The following is an 18,659-nucleotide window of genomic DNA, read 5'->3' as shown; positions in this document are numbered from 1 at the left end:
GGGACCTGGTGCGGAGACGGCTGCGGCCACCGGTGATCATCGTGAGGTGTGTGGACTGACGATGAAGCGGTGGCCGCAGGTCACAGCGTAGTGCCTGTCCGCTGGCGGGCGATGTTCGAGGTCCTGATGGAGCAGATCGCGGGACAATTCAGCCGGATCGAACTCCGGCTTCGAGCCCGGCAGTTGCTGCTCGGGCTGTTGACGGACTTGCCGCGCAAGAACTGCTGGACGATCGCCGAGCACACCGGGGACGCCAACCCCGACGGCCTGCAGCACCTGCTCGGCCGCGCCAAATGGGACGCCGACCTCGTCCGGGACGACCTGCGCGCGTTCATGCTGGAGCACCTGGCCGACGACCAGGCCGTGCTGGTGATGGACGAGACCAGCGACCTGAAGAAGGGCACCCGCACCGTCGGCGTCCAGCGCCAGTACACCGGCACCGCCGGGCGGATCGAGACGCCCAGGTCGCCGTCTACCTTACCTACATCTCCCGCACGGACACGCCGCCATCGATCGCGCGCTCTACCTGCCCAAGTCCTGGACGAGCGACCCGGACCGCTGCGGCCAGGCCGCCGTCCCCGACGACGTCGGCTTCGCCACCAAGCCGCAGCTCGCCCGGCAGATGATCGAGCGCATCCTGGACGCGGGAGTTGCGGCCGCATGGGCGGCCGGCGACGAGGTCTATCGGCGACAACCCGCACTGCGCGCCGCCCTGGAACAGCGGCAGCTCGGCTACGTGCTCGCGGTCTCCAGCACCCACCGCGTCCCCACCCCGGCCGGAGACCAGCGCGCCGACCACCTGGCCAAGAAGATCCCCAAGCGGGCCCAGCAGAAGCTGTCCGCCGGACGCGGTGCGAAGGGCCACCGCCGGTACGACCGGGCCCAGATCGCCATCACCGCCCCCCGCCTGGCCGGCCATCAGCACCTGTTGATTCGCGGCAACCGCCGCACCGGCGAACTCGCCTACTACCGCTGCTATGCGCCCCGCCCAGTGCCGCTGTCCACCCTCGACAAGGTCGCCGGAAGCCGCTGGACGGTCGAGGAGACGTTCCAGAGCTCGAAGACCCTGACCGGACTGGACGAGCACCAGGTCCGCCGCTGGGACTCCTGGCACCGCTGGGTCACGCCTTCCTCGTCGTCACCGCAGCCCTCGAACGCCGCGACCAGGCCCTGGCCCACGACGGCACCAGCCCGAACGGGCTGATCCCGCTCACCTGCAACGAGATCCAGCGCCTGTTCACCGCCCTGATCACACGGCCGATCCGCGACCTCGCCCATCGACTGCGCTGGTCCACCTGGCGCCGACGCCACCAAGCCCGCGCCCAACGCAGCCACTACCAACGCCAGGCCGCCCTTCAATCATGAAGATCACATCTACGGCTGCAGTATTAGGAGGGGGATGGTGTTTTTGCATGCCGATCCCCTCAACCATGTTGAGACCCGTCAGAGATAGAAGGGGTGGGGAGTGCGCACCGTGACGTTGGCGTCGGGGAACAGAGCCTTGTACTGGACCGGGTCCAGCTCCTTGGAGTGCTGCTCCGGATACAGTTCGACTGTCTGAACCTGCGGGCAGCAGCGGGCCAGTGGTGTGAGATCGGTGTCCTTCCGAACGTTCATGACCTGCACGAACTCGAGCGTGGGCAGATGAGGGGCGGACAGAAGCCCGGGCAGGTAATCTCCCCGGAAAGTTGCGCTGGTGAGGCGCGGCAGCCGGGCGACCTCCGCCCAGTCCTCGGGGCTGAGGACGCCCATGTCGCCCTGGATGTTCAGGGAGGCCAACTCGCGCCATGTGCTTAGACCGCGTAGCCCGTATTCCACGACGGCCTCGCCATCCAGAGACAGCCACGTGAGTGGAGCGTCCTGCGGAAGGGCGGCCAGTCCGCACGGCAGATGCGTCGCGACGGTGAGTCCGTTGAGCGTGTGCAGGCGGCTGAGCCCGGCCACTCCGCCGATGTCCCGTAAGGAGAGGGAGTTCAGGCCCATATCGGCCAAGGGCGCAAGGTCTTCTATCTCTGGGCAGCCCACCAGGTTCAGGTGGCGGACAGAGGGCAGAGAGGACAACGGGCCCAGGTCGCTGAGCAGGGAGTTCTCGTAGAGGCCGAGGCTTTCTACACCCTCAGGTATCACTCTGAAAATGTCCGTAGGAACATGGTCGCCTTTCAAGCCGATTCGTGCCCGATGACCGAGACGTGACAACGCTCGCACCTGCGCGGGCGAGGTGGCGAAGAGGAAAATGTCGTGGGTGTCGGCTTGTGCCAGTACCTCGTCGGCGTACACGTCTGCGTCGAAGAGGTCCCACGCTCGGGTCAGGTTGACCCGGACCCGCCACGCGGAGTGCTTCCGGTACCGTGCCAACACCGGCACTGCTGCGTCCGTCCCGATCAGCGCCGCTGTTGCCGTTACCGCTTCGGCTTCTTCGTCTGACAACCCTTGAGGGCCCGGCAGCAGGCCCAGGACCAGCGGGCCGGCCTCGGCAAGTTCCCTGACCTCGGTTTCCGTGCGGGGCGGCAGCAGCATCGCCGTCATCTCCTCGACCCGCCGTCGCACCGTCGGGTCGAGCTCTGTGGCGTGTTCCAGGCAGGCCATCGCCAGCAGATGAGCGCGCTTGTCCGGGTAAGCCGTCAAGAGATCCAGTAGCTCGGCCCGTTCACGTGGCCTGGCCTGCGCCACCGCCATGCGGATGACGTCGGACCACTGGTCGTCGTCGGCGTGTTCCGCCAGCAGGCCGAAGTCACCGGCTTCCACGGCCGCCCGCGCCCCCAGGTAGTCCTGGAACGTGCGGTGCACAAAGTGGATCGTGCCCGGGGCGGGGGAGAGAAGGAGGCCGGTGCGGATCAAGAAATGGCGCAGCACGTCGCCCGCATCCCCCAGGATATGCGCCGCCGGGACCGCCGGGAGCACCTCCGAGATGATGCTCTCCGCCCTGCTCCAGTCCATTTCCGTACGGCCGTTGCGGATGAGCCAGTGGGCGAGCCGTTGGAGGAGCTGTAACTGGGGCTCCTCGCTCAGTTCGGGAACTGTCATGTCACGTTCGCGGTCGCGGCGGACGAGAAGCATGGAGAGGGCGGAGTCGTACAACTCCTTGCGGCCGTAGGGGAGGTAGCCGCGCCGGTCACGATGGAGTGCGCAGATCAGGCCGCACATCAGGGGATTGGTGGCGAGGCGGCCCAGGTCGGTCTTGGTGCGGACGGCGTCGCGGAGCTGGGCCTCGTAGGAAGCCAAGAGGGCGTCCTCGTCAGGCACACCGGTGGCGGCGGCCCGATGCCAGCGTTTGATGAAGGCGGCCACGTCTGACGGGCTCATCGCGGAGAGGCTCAGTTCGGTGAACCCGTCGGAGGCGAGCCAGTCCTCGCGTACGGCCGAGGGGCGAGAGGTGACGAGCCAGCGGTTGCCGGGGTAGGCATCCACCAGGTCGCGCAGCCAGGCCCGGGTACGTTCGCGTTCGTGTTCCGGAACTTCGTCGAGACCGTCGACCAGGACGAGTCCGCGCCCGCTGGCCAGGACGCGGTGTTCCCAGCCTTCCGGCTGGCTGTCGGCCAGCGGGCATCCGACCGAAGCGAGGAAGCGCGTGGGGGACGGGAGGCGTTCGCCGTGCCGGGTGAGGGTGCGCAGGGGGAGCACGAACGGGATTCGGCCGATGAGGTAGGCCATGCCCTCCGTGGAGCTGGCCGCTGCCGACACCGCGAGCCACTGGATCAGTGTGGTTTTGCCCGAGCCCGCGGCCCCCCGCAGCAGCACCCGGTCGTGGTCGGACAGCACCTGATCGGCGGGGGCAGAGACGGGCGAGGTGGACGCCGGTTCGAAATCGGTCTCCTCGCCGTGCCCGATCACGTTCAAGCTGAGGTATGCCGCGTCCAGCGGCCAACGATCCGGCGAGTTACTGAGATCGATGCCGTAAATCGTGAGCTTTCCGTGCTTCCTGACGACGTAGTCGAGATAGCCACGCTCGAATGTGGTGTCCCTGGTATCCGGGCGTGGTGTGCGGGTGAGCAGCTCATCGACCTTGGCGACGAGGTCCGCCTGCGCCCGGGCCTGTTCCACCAGGGTGCGCGCCACGAAGGTGGAGCGGCGGGTGAAGAACTCTAGAACCTGCAAAGAGGCCCACTCCGTTGCGGAATCGAGGAAGAGCTGGGCGTCGGTCGACAGCCCATCCGGTGCCGGACTCTGGGAGCGCAGCCTGCGTGCCAGTTCCCGGTGACCGAGCCGCACGGCCTGGACGTCGTCCATGTCCAGGTCACCAAGCGCAAGCAGCCGTCGGGCCAGCGCATCTACCACAGCGGCTCGCTCCTGGGGCCGGAAAGGTCGCTCGCCCGGTGAGTCGATGGCCTGCTGAACCAGGTACTCCGCGAGCTTGTGTACGTCCTTTTCGTCCAGTGTGCGCTTTTCGCCCCGGAAGGAGACCAGGTTCTTCATCCGCACAGGTCTGTCGACCAGGCCCGCGCCTGGCCCCTCCGCCACGAACAGTTTTTTGATCAGTGAGCCGACCAAGCTGGAGGCGAGTTTCCCGCCGAGTACCACAGGCTCCATTCGACACCCCCGTGCATTCTGAATATGGACAGAGCCTAGAGCGATGGGACCTGCCGAGGGCAGAAACCCTGGGACTGGCCGCGCGGACGGTCGGCGGCTGGCTCTTCCGCTTCGCCGACCTAACGTGGGCTGCCGAAGGGTGCGACGTCGGCGGGGGAGAGGTCGGGGCGCGGGCGGTGCCAGCGGGCGGGGTGCCGCCATCGGCCGGTGCTGTCGCGGGCGATGTCGACGCCGACTTCCACGACGAGCTCGGGCCGGACCAGGGTGACGTCCAGGCTTTCCCGGCTGCCCCATCCGGCGGAGAAGGTGAAGCCCGTCCACGGGTGTGCGCCTCTGGACGGGGCCAGGAGAACGGCAACGCTGCGGGCGGCTGCCTGGGGGAGCGTTGTCGTGCGGCCGGTGTGCTGCAGGCGGCCGTCGGTGTCGTAGCGGCCCAGCAGCAGTGTCCTGGGTGTCCTCACCGATCCGGTGACGGCGCCGACGATCGCGTCCTGGGTTTCGCGCACCTTGTACTTGCGCCACCCGCGTACCGACGGCTCATAGGTGCTGTCCAGCCGCTTGTACACGATTCCCTCCACGCCGACGGCTGTCCAGGTCAGCCACTCGCGGACCGTGGACGCGTCGGTGGTCGACGGGCACAGCGCCCACGGCGCCGCCAGCCCGCGCTCCTGGAACAGTTCCTCCAGGGCGGCACGCCGGCGCCGGTAGGCCCACCGGGTGGTGTCCGTCCCCTCCAGGCGCAGCAGGTCGAAGGCGACGAAGTGAGCCGGCCACTCACCCGCGAGCCGAGCCGCTGCGGTCGCACGGGCCCGCAGGCGTCCCTGGAGCTGCTCGAACGCCAGCCGCCCGGCCTCCCACACGACCAACTCGCCGTCCAACGCGGTCGCGTCCGGCAGCTGCGCGCACCCGGCCTGCACGTCGGGGAACGCCGGCAGCAGGTTGGTGCCCCGGCGTGAGCGCAGCACGATATGGCCCGCCTCCACCGACACCGCGGCCCGCCATCCGTCCCATTTCACCTCTGCCGCCCAGCCCGCCGGCAGAGCCGGGTCCGGCACGGGGGCGGCGAGCATCGGCTCGGGCAGCGTCCACGTCATGTCCGATGCCTTCCACCCCGGCTGGCCGCCGTTCGGGTGCCTGCCCTCCGGCCCGGCGGGCGCGGCACGCACAGCGGTGCGAGCGTGAAGACAACAGGGCGTGATGCCGGCATCTGTGCATGCCGGGCCGAAGGGACGGAGCACGATCATGGCTCGGGCGATCTGGACAGGCGTGATCACCTTCGGGCTCGTCACCGTGCCCGTCGGCCTCTACACCGCGACCGAGGACCACACCGTCCACTTCCACCAGCTCCAGCGCGGCACCTCGGACCGCATCCGCAACAAGCGGGTGAACGAACGCACCGGCGACGAGGTCGACACCAGCGACATCGTCAAGGGCTACGAACTCGACGAGGGCCAGTACGTCATCGTGGAACCCGGCGAACTCGACGAGATCGCGCCAGGCCGCTCCCAGACCATCGACATCACCGACTTCGTCGACCTGGAGCGGATCGAGCCGGTCTACTTCGACCGCACCTACTACATCGCCCCGCGCGGCACCGAGTACACAGGGGTCTACGAGCTGTTGCGCGCCGCGCTGGCGGAGGCGAACAAGGTGGGGATCGCCACCTTCGTCATGCGCAACAAGCAGTACCTGACCGCGCTGCGCGCGGAGGACAAGGTGCTGGTGTTGCAGACGCTGCACTGGGCGGACGAGGTCCGTGACCCGGGCCAGGAACTGCCCGAGCTCCCCTCCGGCCGGGCGGGGCGGGGCAAGCAGCTGGACATGGCGCGGCAGCTGGTCGACGCGCTCAGCTCCGACTGGGATCCCTCCCGCTATCGCGACACCTACCAGCAGAAGGTGCGCGAGCTGGTCAAGGCCAAGGCCGAGGGCCAGGAGATCGCGGCGACCGAGGAGCCGCCGGAGGCGACCAACGTGATCGACCTGATGAAGGAGCCGGCCGGCGAGCGCAAGGAGAGGGCCGCGCCGCGCAATGCGGCCGCCCGGTCCTCGGCGGGCGGGTCGGCGAAGGCGCCGGCACGGAAGGCTCCGCCGAAGCAGGCCGGTGTGGCGCGGGCCCGCGGACGCGGTGCCGGCGGCAAGCGGGAGTTGCAGAAGCTGAGCAAGGCGGAGCTGTACCAGCGGGCGACCGAACAGGACGTTCCCGGCCGGTCGAAGATGAGCCGGGAGGAGCTCATCGACGCACTCGCTTCCAGTGGCCGCCGCCGCAAGAAGACCGCCGCCTGACAGCTGCGCACCGGGCCTGCGGACGTATGACAGCCCCAGCGATGCTACGAGCCGAGCTCCTGGCGCACGTCCAGGTAGCAGCGCAGCCGGACACCGGGCTCGCCGGGAGCCCGGGTCGTGGTGTCCGCGGTCGCGGTCGCCCACCGCCCGGCGAGCAGCTCCTGGACCGCGAATGCTGTCTCGTCATCGCAGGCCGCGACCTCGACGATGGCCAGGCCCGGCTCCGCCACATGCACTTCGCTGATCGGCTTCACACGGGGCATCACGCGCTGGCGCCGCGCGCAGTTCTCCCCTCCTGGCGTGTTCACCCGACTGGAGTAGGACCAGCTCATGGGGAGGCGACGACGGAAGCGGTGCAGCGCCCGGGAAGGTCCCGAGAACCTGTAGACGCGTGGGAATGTTCGCCGGGCGGGTGGGGTTGAAAAAGGCGTGATGGTGAAGGGAACAGTGTCCCCGGGCCTCATCTATCGCATGCGAGGACGATCGTTCGGCTGAAGCCTCGCATTGCCTTTCGCCGCGTAGGCGACCGCCCTTCACGATCACAGTTTTGCGGGTTCAGCCCCGGCCAGCACGCTGGCCGGGGCGCTCTCGTCTCAGCCAATGCCGAAGGCTGTGTCGGGTCGGCAGTGCACGCAGGGCGGCACCCCGCTTCGGAGCGCGTCGAGGGCCTGCTCGCGCGTGGCGGGGCGGCATCGGCCGCTCTTCTTCGCGGCCCAGCAGCCGCCTACGTGGACGGCGTCGACGTTGGCCCGGTTCAGGCCGTACTGGATCAGCCAGTCCGCAGCGGCCGGCCGCATCTCCTCACCCCGGCGCCGCTCCGCCTCCCGCCGCTCCTCCTCTGCGATCCAGCGGTCGATGAGCCCCAGCTGCCGGACGGCCTGCTGCTCGACGACGCGCCGGGCGAAGCGCAGCGCGTCCAGACGCGAGAGCGGCTGCTCACCACCCACCTGCTCCTCCCGGGCTGCCGTGTCTTTCGTTTGCCTTCAAATTCGAACAAGCGCTCTAATTGAATTATGTACCGCGTCGACTACCTCACCGACACCCAGGAGCGCATCCTGCGCTGCATCCGCCAGCACATCGCCGACTACGGTCAAGCGCCGACGATGCAGCAGATCGGCGCGGCTGTCGGCATGCGCAGCAGGGCATCCGTGCACTACCAGCTGGGCGAGCTGGAGGCGAAACGGGCGATCGTCCGCGAGCCGGGGCGGTCGCGAGGGATCCGACTGGCTTGACCGGCGCCGGCCGCTACTACCGGCTGCTCATCTTTGGCGGCCGGGCGGTGCAGCATGGCTGGTGGCACCGTAAGGAGGTCGCGCGGGACAAGTTCCGCCGCTGGATCGGCGAGTACGGCAGCATGCCGGACGCCCGTGTCGCCCTCACCGGTGAGGAGACCATGACGTGCTGGTCGCCTGGCCCGACGGGCAGTAGGCCGTCTACTCGACGGCCGGGTCTTCCTGGGCGTGCCGTACGGCCTTCTTCACCGCTTGTTCCAGCTCGTACCGGCTGGCCCCGGACGCCTCGGCGTGCGCGGTGACGGCCGCCTGCACCTCCTTGGACGCCTCGCGCCAGCGGCGCCACTGGGCGTCGTACTCGTCACCGGCCAGGCCGGCGAGCTTGGCGCGTTCTTCCTCGGCGGATCGTTCCAGCTTGATGTGTGTCCTGAACATGGAAGGAAGTTGTATGTAGGAGCAGTTTCCGGAAATGGTGCTGTGTGAGAGATGAAGGTTTTGTGGCCCTTCGGAGCCGCCCTGCGGGGGGAGGCTTCAAACCGCCTCATGCTGCGTTAGCTGAAGACTGTCGTGGTGAGCGATGAGGAAAAGGCGTCGTAAGAGGCGTCAGGTGGGGACCGGAAAGACGAACGCAAGTGAATCGCTGCTGACGTGTCGAAATGGAACCAGACGACACCGAAACCGGGGCTTATCAAGTGCTCCGGGATGAGCCTGGCGGGTGCCCGTCTATTGGCCAGGTGGTGTCCGGCATGGAGGCGACGTGAGTCCGGTCTGCGGCTCTCGCATGGAACAGGAGAAGGCAGGCACCGATACGCCCTGACGCAGTTCAGGGGAGAGGGAGTGCCCCAAGCGGCGGACACCGCAAGGGGTCGAGTACCGATGCGGAGGTCGAAGTGGGAAGTCAAGGAGGCGTGGGAGGAAGTCAAGGCTAATAAAGGTGCACCCGGCGTGGATGGACAGTGTATCGACGATTTCGAGAAGGACCTGAGGAGCAATCTCTACAAGGTCTGGAATCGAATGTCATCGGGCTCGTACTTTCCGCCACCGGTGCGCGCGGTAGAGATCCCCAAGCCGCACGGAGGCGGCACGAGAATGCTCGGCATTCCCGCTGTCGCCGACCGTGTGGCTCAGACCGTTGTGTCCCGGCATCTAATTAGAAGGGTGGACCCTATGTTCCACCCGGATAGCTACGGATATCGGCCTGGACGGTCTGCCTTGACTGCGGTGGAAAGGTGCCGGGAGCGCTGCTGGAAGCGGGACTGGGTGGTGGAGTTCGACATCACCAAGTTCTTCGACAGCGTGCCCTGGGACCTACTGGTCAAGGCCGTGGAGGCTCACACCGATGCCGTTTGGGTGAAGTTGTACGTGCGGCGGTGGCTTGCCGCCCCGCTCGTCATGCCCGACGGCTCCCTGCTGGAACGGGAACGAGGGACCCCTCAAGGGGCTCCGGTGTCTCCCGTCCTGGCGAACCTGTTCCTGCACTACGCGTTCGACACCTGGATGGCTCGGGAGTTCCCGGGTGTCTGGTTCGAACGCTACGCGGACGATGCAGTGCTGCACTGCGTCACCGAGCGCCAGGCCCGCCAGGTGCTGGCCGCGCTCAGGGGCAGGATGGTCGAGGTCGGGTTGCAGCTGCACCCGGACAAGACCCGGATCGTCTACTGCAAGGACGCGTTCCGGCGTGGCTCCTACGAGCACACGTCGTTCACGTTCCTCGGGTACACGTTCCGGCCCAGGAAGAACCGGAATCGGCACGGCAAGCAGTTCCTGTCGTTCGAGCCGGCCATCAGCAGGCAGGCCCTGACCCGGATCGGTCGAGAGGTGCGTTCCTGGCAACTGCACCTCCGCACCGGCAGTTCCTTCGCAGACCTCGCCCGCAGGATCAACCCTGTGGTCGGGGGCTGGATCAACTACTACGGACGCTTCCGCTCGTGGGAGCTGATCTCCTTCCTCATGCGCATCAACGCCTACCTGGTGCGTTGGATCCGCCGGAAGTACAAGCGGCTCGCAGGCCACCGTAAGGCACTCGCGAAACTCGGGGAGATCGCGCAGCGGTACCCACGCATGTTCGCGCACTGGCGCCTGACGACTGCCGCCTACTTGATCTGACGATCAGAACGACAAGAGCCGTGTAACGGGAGACTTTTACGCACGGTTCTGTGAGAGCCGAGGGGTGAGATCCCCCTCGGCTACTCGATCAGCTCATCGGGGGCCTCTGTCACGGCACAGATCGTAAGCGGCCAGCCTCGCGCGTTGTTGATCGTACTTACCGCCCGATCGGGTAGAGCCGCTGCTGGTTGCCGGCGGGTCGCGTGCGGGAGCCGCTACGAAGATCACGAACTGCTCTGTGGTCTTCGAGAGGACTCCGCTCGTGCGCTTCGCCCGTACCGCTGCCGTGGCCGCCGTGTTCGCCGCCCTGGTCATCCCGACGACCGCGCACGCAGCCCCGGCTGCTTCCGCACCCGGTGACACCGTCACCCTTCCCGTCCAGGACGCCCTCGCCCAGCTGCCGGTCCGCACCGAGGACCGCACCGGGTACGAGCGCACGAAGTTCAAGCACTGGGTCGACGCCGACAAGGACGGCTGCAACACCCGCGCCGAGGTTCTGAAGGCCGAGGCGGTCGTCGCCCCAGAGCAGGGCGCGAGCTGCCGGCTGAGCGGAGGAGCCTGGTTCTCGCCGTACGACGACCGCTTCATCCAGGGACCGAAGGGTCTGGACATCGACCACCTGGTCCCGCTCGCCGAGGCCTGGGACTCCGGCGCCTCCGCCTGGAGCGCGAAGGAACGTGAGGCCTACGCCAACGACCTCGGCGACGAGCGCGCGCTGATCGCGGTGTCGGCTGCCTCGAACCGGTCCAAGGCCGACCAGGACCCCAGCACGTGGCTGCCGCCGGCCGTCGGCTACCGCTGCCAGTACGTCGCCGACTGGGTGGCCGACAAGACGCGCTGGGGCCTGAGCATCGACACCGGCGAGCAGGCCGCGCTCACCGAGGTGCTCGGCAACTGTCCGGACGTGCCTGTCACCGTGACACTGGCCCGCTGACGACAGTGGCCGCGGAGGGGCTGCGGAGGCAGCGCCAGGTCACCGAAGGATGAGCCAGGCGCGGCTGCCAGGGGCAGGACCAGACGGTGCCCGGGCAGAAGACCGGCTGGCGCCTGTCCTTCTCGTTTCGCGGCTGGCAGGCGCGCTGTCGCAGGGTGATCCGTGACCGAGCGGCCGCGGGGGCCCGGCCTGGCCTGGCCTGGTCTGGTCGGGTGGGGACACCGGGTGTGGCAGGGTGCATGGGTCATCCTCCGAGGGGGGTGATGGCGGTGGCTGGGGGGAGTTTGCGTTGTCGCAGGGCGGCGGTGATCGCGGTCATCGGCCGCCACCGTTCGCGGTTTGTCTGCGGGTTCTGTTCGGCGAGTTTGTCCAGGAGGCGGGCGCGGCCGTCTTCGATGGTGCGTTCTTCGGTGAGGACCTTGCTGAAGGCCTTCATGACGGTGTCTGGGCCGGCGGGTGGGGAGGCGAGGCCGGTCTCTAAGTGTGCGGTAGCGGTGACGACGTCAGTTGTTCGCTGGCTGGGGGTCGGCAGGACGGCTGTGCCGTGGGTGGCTTCGTGGTGGGCGTCGTCCAGGAGTCGGGCGAAGTGGTCGACGTCGCCGCCCAGGAGGCGGACGAAGTTTTCCAGAACGTCGTGGGGTGGCAGGACGGTGCCTTCGAGGAGGGAGGCCACGGTGCCGGCGGTGAGCACCCACCGGCTGGCGACGGCAATGTCGTTGGGGGCGGGGCGTCCCGCGCGCAGGTGCAGGGTGCGGACTGCGGCGCGTAGCTGTTCGGCGGCCGGCAGGGGTGGGGTGTCGGGTTCCGGGAGTGGTTCGCGGCACTTGTGGCTGAGCTTCTCCGACTCCCACACGGTGCGCAGGACTTCGGGGTCGGCGCCGCAGGCGTGGGCGAACTTGCGCGTCAGGTCCCAGGTTGGTACGCGTTCGCCGGTCAGGATCCGTGACAGGTAGGAGGGGGAGCATCCGATCCTGCCGCTGACCTCTTTGTTGGTGAGCTGGGCGGTGCGGATGAGCATGGACAGGATCGGCGCGAGCCGGTTGTAGGCGGCGCCTGCCGGCTCGGTGGGTGTGGTCTGGTCTGGTCCGTTCCCTCGGTCGCTGCGGTCGCTGCCCGCCTCGTTGCCGTCGCCGCCGGTGTCGCCGGCGGAGGGCGGGTCCTGAGGTGAGGCGGTGCCGTCCCCGGGGGCGGTGAAGAGGCCGGCCACGGTGGTGGGCACCGTCCCGGACCGGTTAAACCGTGCGAGGCGGCGCAGGAGGTAGCGGTCGGTGTAGCGGTGGCGGGCGGTGTCCTCGCTGATGCGCAGGGCCGAGCTGATGGTGACCCAGGTGACACGCCGGTAGCGTGCCCGGCCGACGGCTGCTGCGGTCAGGCCGTCGAGCTGCTCTTGCAGTTGGGTGATGCGCAGCAGGGGCTCCTCCCCGTCGAGCGAGGGCAGGAGCCGTGCGAGTTCGCGAGCACCGTCCTGGATGTCTTTGGCGATCTCGGCGATGAGCTCGTCCCCGGCCGAGGGGGCATGGCCGGCGGCCCGGGAGGCCGGGGGGGGTCCGGGCGGGGCTCGGCGACAGCTCGGCCGCGGGTTCCGGGGGCGCCGGGAGCGGGGGTGCGGATCCGGGTCCGGCGTGGGTGCGACGCCGGTGGGCGGCCTGACGGCAGGCGTCTGTGCAGTACTTCCGGGGCCGGCCCTTGCCCGGGCCTCCGGTGAGAGGGGAGCCGCAGTACTCACAGTTGTCACTCACGGTTGCTTCCGTCCGTAACGAAAAGGGTTCATGAAGGGTTGCCCGCGCCGGATGCACCGGGGATTCCCCGGGTTTCGTCACGCGCGCCGGCTGCGCGGCACGGATCGGGGCTGTGCCAGGGGCCCGTGCCGCAGGGTGTGGGTCGGGGGGAGACCGGCAAGCCGGTCTCCCCCCGAATCAAGGCCTCTCAGCGGCGGTAACGGCGGAACCGCACAAGCCGGAGGGCGGCGCCGGTGAGCGCACCGCCGACGGCGGTGGCGGCTTCGGGGGAGACCGTCACGTGGATGGGCGGGCGGGAAATGAGCAGGTATCCGGTGAACAGGATTCCGATGAACGCACTAACGGCATGCGTGCCAGACCGGTTCACGTAACGGAAGTTTTCGTTACGGCCACTACGCTTGCGTGCGAAGCGGCCGGATGGTTGTTTCACCCGGCGACGCCGGGGGGTAGATCGCCCCATAGGGCACTCCTCTTGGATTGCCGTTGAGCGTGCGGGACTTCGAACAGGGTTTGGAGACGTTGTGCGAGGTCCCGCACGCAACCTGACGGTGAAGCTACCGATACACAGTGCGATATGCTAATCACCCAAATGCCGCACTCTGGGTCATAATGACGATCTTCCCGGGACAGTGGATTTTCGTTGCCACGTCCAGGGGAATATCCCCGGATTCCGTAGCTCCGCGTTTCGGACGTGGCCTGTTCTCACTCCCGGACGTTTCCTTCCTTTTCCAGTCACCAGCCACGCCTTAAGTGGTCGAAGTGGACAGCATTTCGCACGCCAGACGCAGGGAAATGGTCGGAAGATGATCTGATGCGGTCAATCAACCGGCGTAGCACGACCCGGGACACGCCACTTCCCGATCACCAGCTCGCAGAAACGATCACCGCGAAGCGTCGCCCTCATCGAACAGCGATACCTGCGCTACATCGATGTCCGTGCGCACGCGGTGCGGCCGCGCCGGATTCCGCCACCGTCCAGCACTGTCTCGGCCGACGTCGACGGCGACCTCCACGACGACACCGGGATGCACCAGGTGCACATCGAGCGTCCGCCGCGTCCCCCAGCCCGCGCTGAACGTCCAGCCCTCCCACAGGTGCGGGCCCGACGGCGGGGCCAACTGGTCGGCCAGGGCGCGGCCGGCGGCCCGGGACAGCGTGGTGCTGCGGCCGACGTACCGCAGGCGGCCCGCGGCGTCATACCGGCCCAGCAGCACCGTCCGGGACGCCGCGACGGAGCCGGTGACGGCACCGACGATGGCCCCGGTCGTGACCCGCACCTCGTACTTGAGCCAGGAACGCACCGGCCGGTACGGCTCATCCAGCCGCTTGAAGCACAGCCCCTCCAGCCCGGCCGCCGTCCACGCAAGCCACTCACGTGCCACCGCCGGGTCACTGGTCGACGGGCACAGCGTCAACGGCGCCTTCAAGTCGTGGTCCTCGAACAGCGACTCCAGGGCGGCACGCCGCCGCTTGTACGGCCAGCCGGTCAGAACCGCCTCCGCGTGGACCAGATCGATGACCACATAATGTGCAGGCCACTGGCGAGCGGCCTCCACTGCCCCGGACCCGCGCCGCGCAAGGCGCTGCCGCAGCCGCTCGAACGCCAGCCGGCCCCGCTCCCACACCACCAGCTCGCCATCCAACCCGGTGTCCGCCGGTAGCTGCGCGAGCGCTGCCCTCTGGATCTCGGGAAACGATGCCGTCATGCCGTCCCTTGCCGGGAGCGCAGCAGCACCCGGCCGCCCGCGAACACGCCGAGCTGAGCGCGGTAGCCGTCCTTCTCCAGGGGTTGATGTGTCTCATGAGGCAGAGCGTCGGGCGCCCCTGACCGCTCAGGGGCGCAACACGGTTTACCTCTTGTCGGTTCCGCAGTCCTTCAAGGGCTTGGGCGCCGGGATGTCACTGAACGCCGAGCCCGGCCTGGCCGTGCTCAACGACGGCTGGCCGGCACCTCCGAAGAGGAGCTTCCAAGTGGCCATCAGCCGACCTTTCTCGCTGTCTCGTGTGTTGTGTATGGCGGCGGGCAGGTCCATGGCCCTTAGCGGCTTGTACCGGTCGCGTCCCCATCGTTGGCCGCGCACGTCCACGAACGAGAATCCGGCGATGGCGAAGTACTGCGCGTTCCCGGGCGCCTGGCTCTGCGGGATCGTGACGATGCTGCATGGCGGCACGTCGCTGAGGTCGAGCAGCTCCTTATCACCGCGGTACAGACCTTCCTGCGTCTCGCCGTCAAACCCCGTCGCTATGCCGATGGTGACCTGGGAGATTGGGTCGAGAGACCGGTTCGCGAAGTAGCCGGTGGTCTTACCGTTCCTGCCGTCCATTGTCCAGCTTGAGACGAGCGAGGCTTGAGACTGGAGTTCTTTCTCGGAGTCCTCCTTCGACTGCGCTAACTGATCTTGGGACGTCTTAACCTGGTAGTAGCCCGTCCAGGCAGAGGCAACAAGACCTCCGGCCGCGACGAACGTGGCGATCATCGTCGCAATCAGCATCCCGTCGCGTTTCTTCCGATCCGGCGTTGGTGAGGTTCCGGCCGGCGTTCCGTCTGGCTGCTGCGGCTGCTGCGGCTGCTGCGGCTCCTGCGGCTCCTGCGGCTCCTGCGGCTGCTGCGGCTGCTGCGGCTGCTGCGGCTGCTGCGGCTGCTGCGGCTGCTGCGGCTGCTGCGGCGTCCCGGCGTCCCCACCGGACTGCGCCGGAACAGGCGGTTTTGCACCCTGGGCCTGAGTCACTGCTGTCTCCGTTACTCACAGTTGTTGGGTAAGTCGGGAAATCCTTACAGGCAGTCCGGGGCGCCAGCAGGAGCTTGCACAGAATCTTCAACCCCTAATACGTCGTAGCGTGATATTGGTGGGTCGGGCACCACTGCTATCCCGGGGCCGGTGACGCACTTACCGTCGAGGAGCGTGCCCTGGCACAGGACCATGGCCGCCGCCGGGTCGGGCCCCGTCACCGTTACGTCCCACCCGCTGCGGCGAGACGCCGAACTATCACCCAGGTGAGACAACTTCAGGTGTCTGGAGAACCGTCCCACTTCGGCTCAGCTGCCCACCCGGAGGGCAGCACAGGGTTGTCCACGGTCACGGTCAGCATCGGTTCGGGCAAGGATCACGTCATGGGGAGATGCCTTCCACACGAGCCACCGCAGTCAGCGAGAAGACTCCGGTGCCGGGGCGGCGGCCGACCGCGGATCAGGCGGTTGCACTGGCGCAGGCCAGGGGGCGAGCCCAGGGGCCTGCCGGCCGGCGGCCGGCAGGCGGATGAGCCCCTGTCGGGGGATCAGGAGGCGCCGCAGGGGGTGTCGTTGTTGCGGAGGCTGTGTGTGGTGTCGTTGAGCTGGTAGGAGCGCAGGTCGCTGATGGTGCCGCCGTCGCGTCCGACGCAGACGTGCCGGCCGAAGTAGTTGTCCTTCTGGTAGACGCGTGCGGTGCGGCTGCTGTTGTTGATGATGGAGCTGCCCTTGCCGCGGATGTAGTCGGGCAGGTGCCGCACCGAGCCGTCGACGGCGCGTTTGACGTAGGGCTGGCCGTTGAAGTTGATGTCGGGGTAGATGCAGACGAACCCGCGCGGGCACGCGATCTGGTCGCGGGCCACGGCGGGTGCCCCCGTGGTGGTGGTGTGGGCGGGTGCGAGGCCGGTCAGTGATGCGGCCAGGACGGCCGGGACGGCGGCGGCGAGCAGTGCAGTCCTGCTGGCGCGGGGCCGTCGTGGAGGCAGAAGTTTCATGGCATCGGCCTGTCCTGGCGGAACGGTTCGCCATGCCGTTTCCCGCCGATGTTCATTCAGACGAGCGAGTCGGCGCTGGTCGGCTCGCGACGGCGCCGTCTCCGCCTGCCGTCGGCCTCCCGACGCTGGCCCATGAGCCGGGCGTGGTCATGGTGGGTCGCCTCGTGCGGGGGCGGCCCACCCTCCGCATGGGCGTGGCGGGGTCACCCGGGTGCAGTAGCCGTCCCACCCCGCTCGGGCGCGCGCTGGCATTCCGGGGCCGGCGCCCGGTGGGTGTCGCGACGGGGACTCGGGGACCTACCGCGACACCACCGCCCGGAGGGCATTCACAACGCACACAGCGGAGTGCCCCTCGCGGCGCACGTACACGGAGCCGAACGGGTGGCCTGGTCGCGGGCCGTCTGCGCACCACCGCGCAGGCCGGGTGCGGGGGTGCGGACAGATGCGGGTCGTCGGCGGCGTTCCTACGCTGGAGGAGCTCGGGGCGAGTACGAGAGGTGGGTCATGCCCCGAACGATCTGGTCCGGCGCGATCTCCTTCGGCCTGGTCACGGTGCCGATCAATGTGGTCGGCGCGACTGAGGACCACAGCATCCACTTCCACCAGTACCACCTGCCCGACCAGGGACGGGTCCGCTACCGCAAGGTGTGCGAGCTGGAGGACCGCGAGGTCCCTCAGGACGAGATCGGCAAGGGATACGAGCTGACTCGGACGCAGGTCATCCCGATCACCGACGAGGATCTCAGCAACCTGCCTCTGCCGACCGCCAAGGCGATCGAGATCGACGCGTTCGTCCCCCTGGAATCGGTCGACCCGATCCGGATCGCCGACGGCTACTACCTCCAGCCCGCCGGCCAGGTCGCCGCCAAGCCGTACAAGCTCCTGGTCAAGGCCCTGTCACGGTCGTCGAAGGTGGCCGTCGCCAAGTACGCCTGGTCCGGCCGAGAAAGACTCGGGCTGCTGCGGGTGCGCGACGACGTCCTGGTCCTGCACGCCATGCGCTGGCCCGACGAGATCCGCGACCCCACCGAGCTGCTCCCACCGCCCACCGAGGTGTCCGAGGCGGAGATCGAGAGCGCGCTCGCGCTCTTGGACACCATGACGGTGGAGGAGCTGGAGGGCCCGGAGTTCCAGGACCGCTACACCGAGGCCATCGCGCAGCTCATCGAGGCCAAGCGCGAGGACAGGCCGCTGCCGGAGGCACCGGAGCCGGAGGAGCCGGCGGCGGTGCTGGACCTGATGGCCGCATTGCAGGAATCGGTGTCGAAGGCGAAGGCCTCCCGGGGCGAGTCCGCCGGCCCGGCCGAGGTGCACGAGCTGCCGCAGCCGAAGAAGACCGTGGAGAAGAAACAGCCGGCCAAGAAGACCGCAGCGAAGAATACGGCCACGAAGAAGACAGCCGGCCGCCGGCCTCGCAGCGCCTGAGGTAGAGCCCCGTGCACCCAACGGCGCGATCCGTGGGCCGTCCCGGTCGGCTCGGGAATGTCCTGCGGGTGGGTGTGGTTGTAGACGGGGTGGTGGTGAAGGGGACAGTGTCCCCGGGCCTCACCTATTGCCTGCGGGGACGATCGTCCGGCTGAAGCCCCGCAGAGCCTTTCGCCGCGTAGGCGACCACCCTTTCACGACCACACTGTTCACGGGTTCAGCCCCGGCCGGCGGCCACGCCGGCCGGGGCTGTTTCTTGCCCAGGGCCAGGGCCAGGGCCAGGGCCAGGGCCAGGGCCAGGGCCAGGGCCCGTGACCGGGGTGGGGTGCGGAGCGTTGCCACGGTCGTGGACGGCTACGAGGACCTGGACCTGGACGAGATCGACTTCGTGCCGATGGAGACAGAGGGCGAGCGACTGCCGCTGCTCACGCTTCAGGAGGCGCACGACCTGCTGAACTGGCTGCGGCTCGTCACCGCCGAGGGTGGGGCCCATGCGCCCGAGGCCGAGCGCTGGGCCAAGGAGATCGCTGCCCGTGTCCCCTCACAGGAGTGAGCCCCCGCCGCCCGGCGGCCGCGGTCGGCTAAGCCGGCGAACGTCGGCGCCGGCGCGGATGTGCGCAGCGTAGAACCGCTGCGCTGGCAGGCGCAGAGGAGGTAAGCACCGGCTCGGCTACAAGCCCAAGCCACACC

Annotated in this window: 16 protein-coding genes and 1 pseudogene; 7 read left to right on the top strand and 10 right to left on the bottom strand. The window is 68.5% G+C overall.

Going from position 1 to position 18,659, the window contains the following annotated elements; all coding sequences use genetic code 11:
- The first annotated feature begins 126 nt into the window (after window positions 1-126).
- Window positions 127-1,365 (top strand): annotated as a pseudogene (locus tag AQJ11_RS38130) (IS701 family transposase).
- Window positions 1,366-1,443: 78 nt separating this feature from the next.
- Here AQJ11_RS38130 and AQJ11_RS38125 read toward each other — a convergent pair.
- Together AQJ11_RS38125 and AQJ11_RS38120 are read right to left on the bottom strand one after the other, a co-directional pair.
- Window positions 1,444-4,527: an NACHT domain-containing protein gene (locus AQJ11_RS38125; protein ID WP_059266376.1), complete on the bottom strand. Its 3,084-nt coding sequence runs from the start codon at window positions 4,525-4,527 to the stop codon at window positions 1,444-1,446.
- A 119-nt stretch (window positions 4,528-4,646) separates the two neighbouring features.
- On the bottom strand, window positions 4,647-5,621 hold the full coding sequence (locus AQJ11_RS38120; protein ID WP_059266375.1) for an ATP-dependent DNA ligase: 975 nt from the start codon (window positions 5,619-5,621) through the stop codon (window positions 4,647-4,649).
- Window positions 5,622-5,769: 148 nt separating this feature from the next.
- On the opposite strand from AQJ11_RS38120, the gene ku (AQJ11_RS38115) reads away from it, so the two are divergent.
- Window positions 5,770-6,810 carry a non-homologous end joining protein Ku gene (gene ku, locus AQJ11_RS38115; protein WP_059266374.1) on the top strand — a complete coding sequence of 347 codons (1,041 nt, stop codon included), beginning with the start codon at window positions 5,770-5,772 and terminating at the stop codon, window positions 6,808-6,810.
- A 44-nt stretch (window positions 6,811-6,854) separates the two neighbouring features.
- Here ku (AQJ11_RS38115) and AQJ11_RS38110 read toward each other — a convergent pair whose 3' ends face one another.
- Both AQJ11_RS38110 and AQJ11_RS38105 read right to left on the bottom strand, forming a co-directional pair.
- Entirely contained in the window at window positions 6,855-7,073 is a 219-nt protein-coding gene (locus tag AQJ11_RS38110) for a DUF6207 family protein (RefSeq protein WP_059266373.1), read from the bottom strand.
- Window positions 7,074-7,403: 330 nt separating this feature from the next.
- Complete coding sequence (locus tag AQJ11_RS38105; RefSeq protein WP_059266372.1) at window positions 7,404-7,757, bottom strand: DUF6233 domain-containing protein; 354 nt, start codon at window positions 7,755-7,757, stop codon at window positions 7,404-7,406.
- A 66-nt stretch (window positions 7,758-7,823) separates the two neighbouring features.
- On the opposite strand from AQJ11_RS38105, the gene AQJ11_RS38100 reads away from it, so the two are divergent.
- Window positions 7,824-8,042 (top strand): LexA family protein, encoded by a 219-nt coding sequence (locus AQJ11_RS38100; protein ID WP_059266371.1) that lies wholly within the window; start codon window positions 7,824-7,826, stop codon window positions 8,040-8,042.
- Between the two features lie 201 nt (window positions 8,043-8,243).
- Here AQJ11_RS38100 and AQJ11_RS38095 read toward each other — a convergent pair whose 3' ends face one another.
- Window positions 8,244-8,477 (bottom strand): hypothetical protein, encoded by a 234-nt coding sequence (locus AQJ11_RS38095; RefSeq protein ID WP_059266370.1) that lies wholly within the window; start codon window positions 8,475-8,477, stop codon window positions 8,244-8,246.
- 267 nt (window positions 8,478-8,744) lie between these two features.
- On the opposite strand from AQJ11_RS38095, the gene ltrA reads away from it, so the two are divergent.
- Window positions 8,745-10,148 (top strand): group II intron reverse transcriptase/maturase, encoded by a 1,404-nt coding sequence (ltrA, locus tag AQJ11_RS38090; protein WP_341846314.1) that lies wholly within the window; start codon window positions 8,745-8,747, stop codon window positions 10,146-10,148.
- A gap of 262 nt (window positions 10,149-10,410) precedes the next feature.
- Window positions 10,411-11,082, top strand: a complete 672-nt coding sequence (locus tag AQJ11_RS38085; protein WP_059266403.1) for an HNH endonuclease family protein — start codon at window positions 10,411-10,413, stop codon at window positions 11,080-11,082.
- Between the two features lie 244 nt (window positions 11,083-11,326).
- On the opposite strand, the gene AQJ11_RS38080 is transcribed toward AQJ11_RS38085, so the two are convergent.
- The 5 genes from AQJ11_RS38080 to AQJ11_RS38060 form a co-directional block, all read right to left on the bottom strand.
- Entirely contained in the window at window positions 11,327-12,808 is a 1,482-nt protein-coding gene (locus tag AQJ11_RS38080; RefSeq protein ID WP_059266368.1) for a helix-turn-helix domain-containing protein, read from the bottom strand.
- Window positions 12,809-13,008: 200 nt separating this feature from the next.
- On the bottom strand, window positions 13,009-13,251 hold the full coding sequence (locus AQJ11_RS38075) for a hypothetical protein (RefSeq protein ID WP_208616716.1): 243 nt from the start codon (window positions 13,249-13,251) through the stop codon (window positions 13,009-13,011).
- Window positions 13,252-13,702: 451 nt separating this feature from the next.
- Complete coding sequence (locus AQJ11_RS38070) at window positions 13,703-14,527, bottom strand: ATP-dependent DNA ligase (protein WP_107120940.1); 825 nt, start codon at window positions 14,525-14,527, stop codon at window positions 13,703-13,705.
- Between the two features lie 144 nt (window positions 14,528-14,671).
- On the bottom strand, window positions 14,672-15,550 hold the full coding sequence (locus tag AQJ11_RS50135; protein WP_059266366.1) for a hypothetical protein: 879 nt from the start codon (window positions 15,548-15,550) through the stop codon (window positions 14,672-14,674).
- A gap of 547 nt (window positions 15,551-16,097) precedes the next feature.
- Window positions 16,098-16,544: a peptidase inhibitor family I36 protein gene (locus AQJ11_RS38060; protein ID WP_059266365.1), complete on the bottom strand. Its 447-nt coding sequence runs from the start codon at window positions 16,542-16,544 to the stop codon at window positions 16,098-16,100.
- A gap of 504 nt (window positions 16,545-17,048) precedes the next feature.
- Here AQJ11_RS38060 and ku (AQJ11_RS38055) point away from each other — a divergent pair.
- Both ku (AQJ11_RS38055) and AQJ11_RS38050 read left to right on the top strand, forming a co-directional pair.
- A complete protein-coding gene (ku, locus tag AQJ11_RS38055) occupies window positions 17,049-17,969 on the top strand; it encodes a non-homologous end joining protein Ku (RefSeq protein WP_059266364.1) in 921 nt (306 codons plus the stop codon).
- A gap of 325 nt (window positions 17,970-18,294) precedes the next feature.
- Entirely contained in the window at window positions 18,295-18,522 is a 228-nt protein-coding gene (locus tag AQJ11_RS38050) for a DUF6417 family protein (protein ID WP_059266363.1), read from the top strand.
- The last annotated feature ends 137 nt before the right edge of the window (window positions 18,523-18,659 follow it).

The organism is Streptomyces corchorusii (assembly GCF_001514055.1).
GTDB classification, from domain to species: domain Bacteria; phylum Actinomycetota; class Actinomycetes; order Streptomycetales; family Streptomycetaceae; genus Streptomyces; species Streptomyces olivaceoviridis.
The sequence above is the reverse complement of the archived record's forward strand: the minus strand, read 5'-3'. Positions and strand labels throughout refer to the sequence as shown.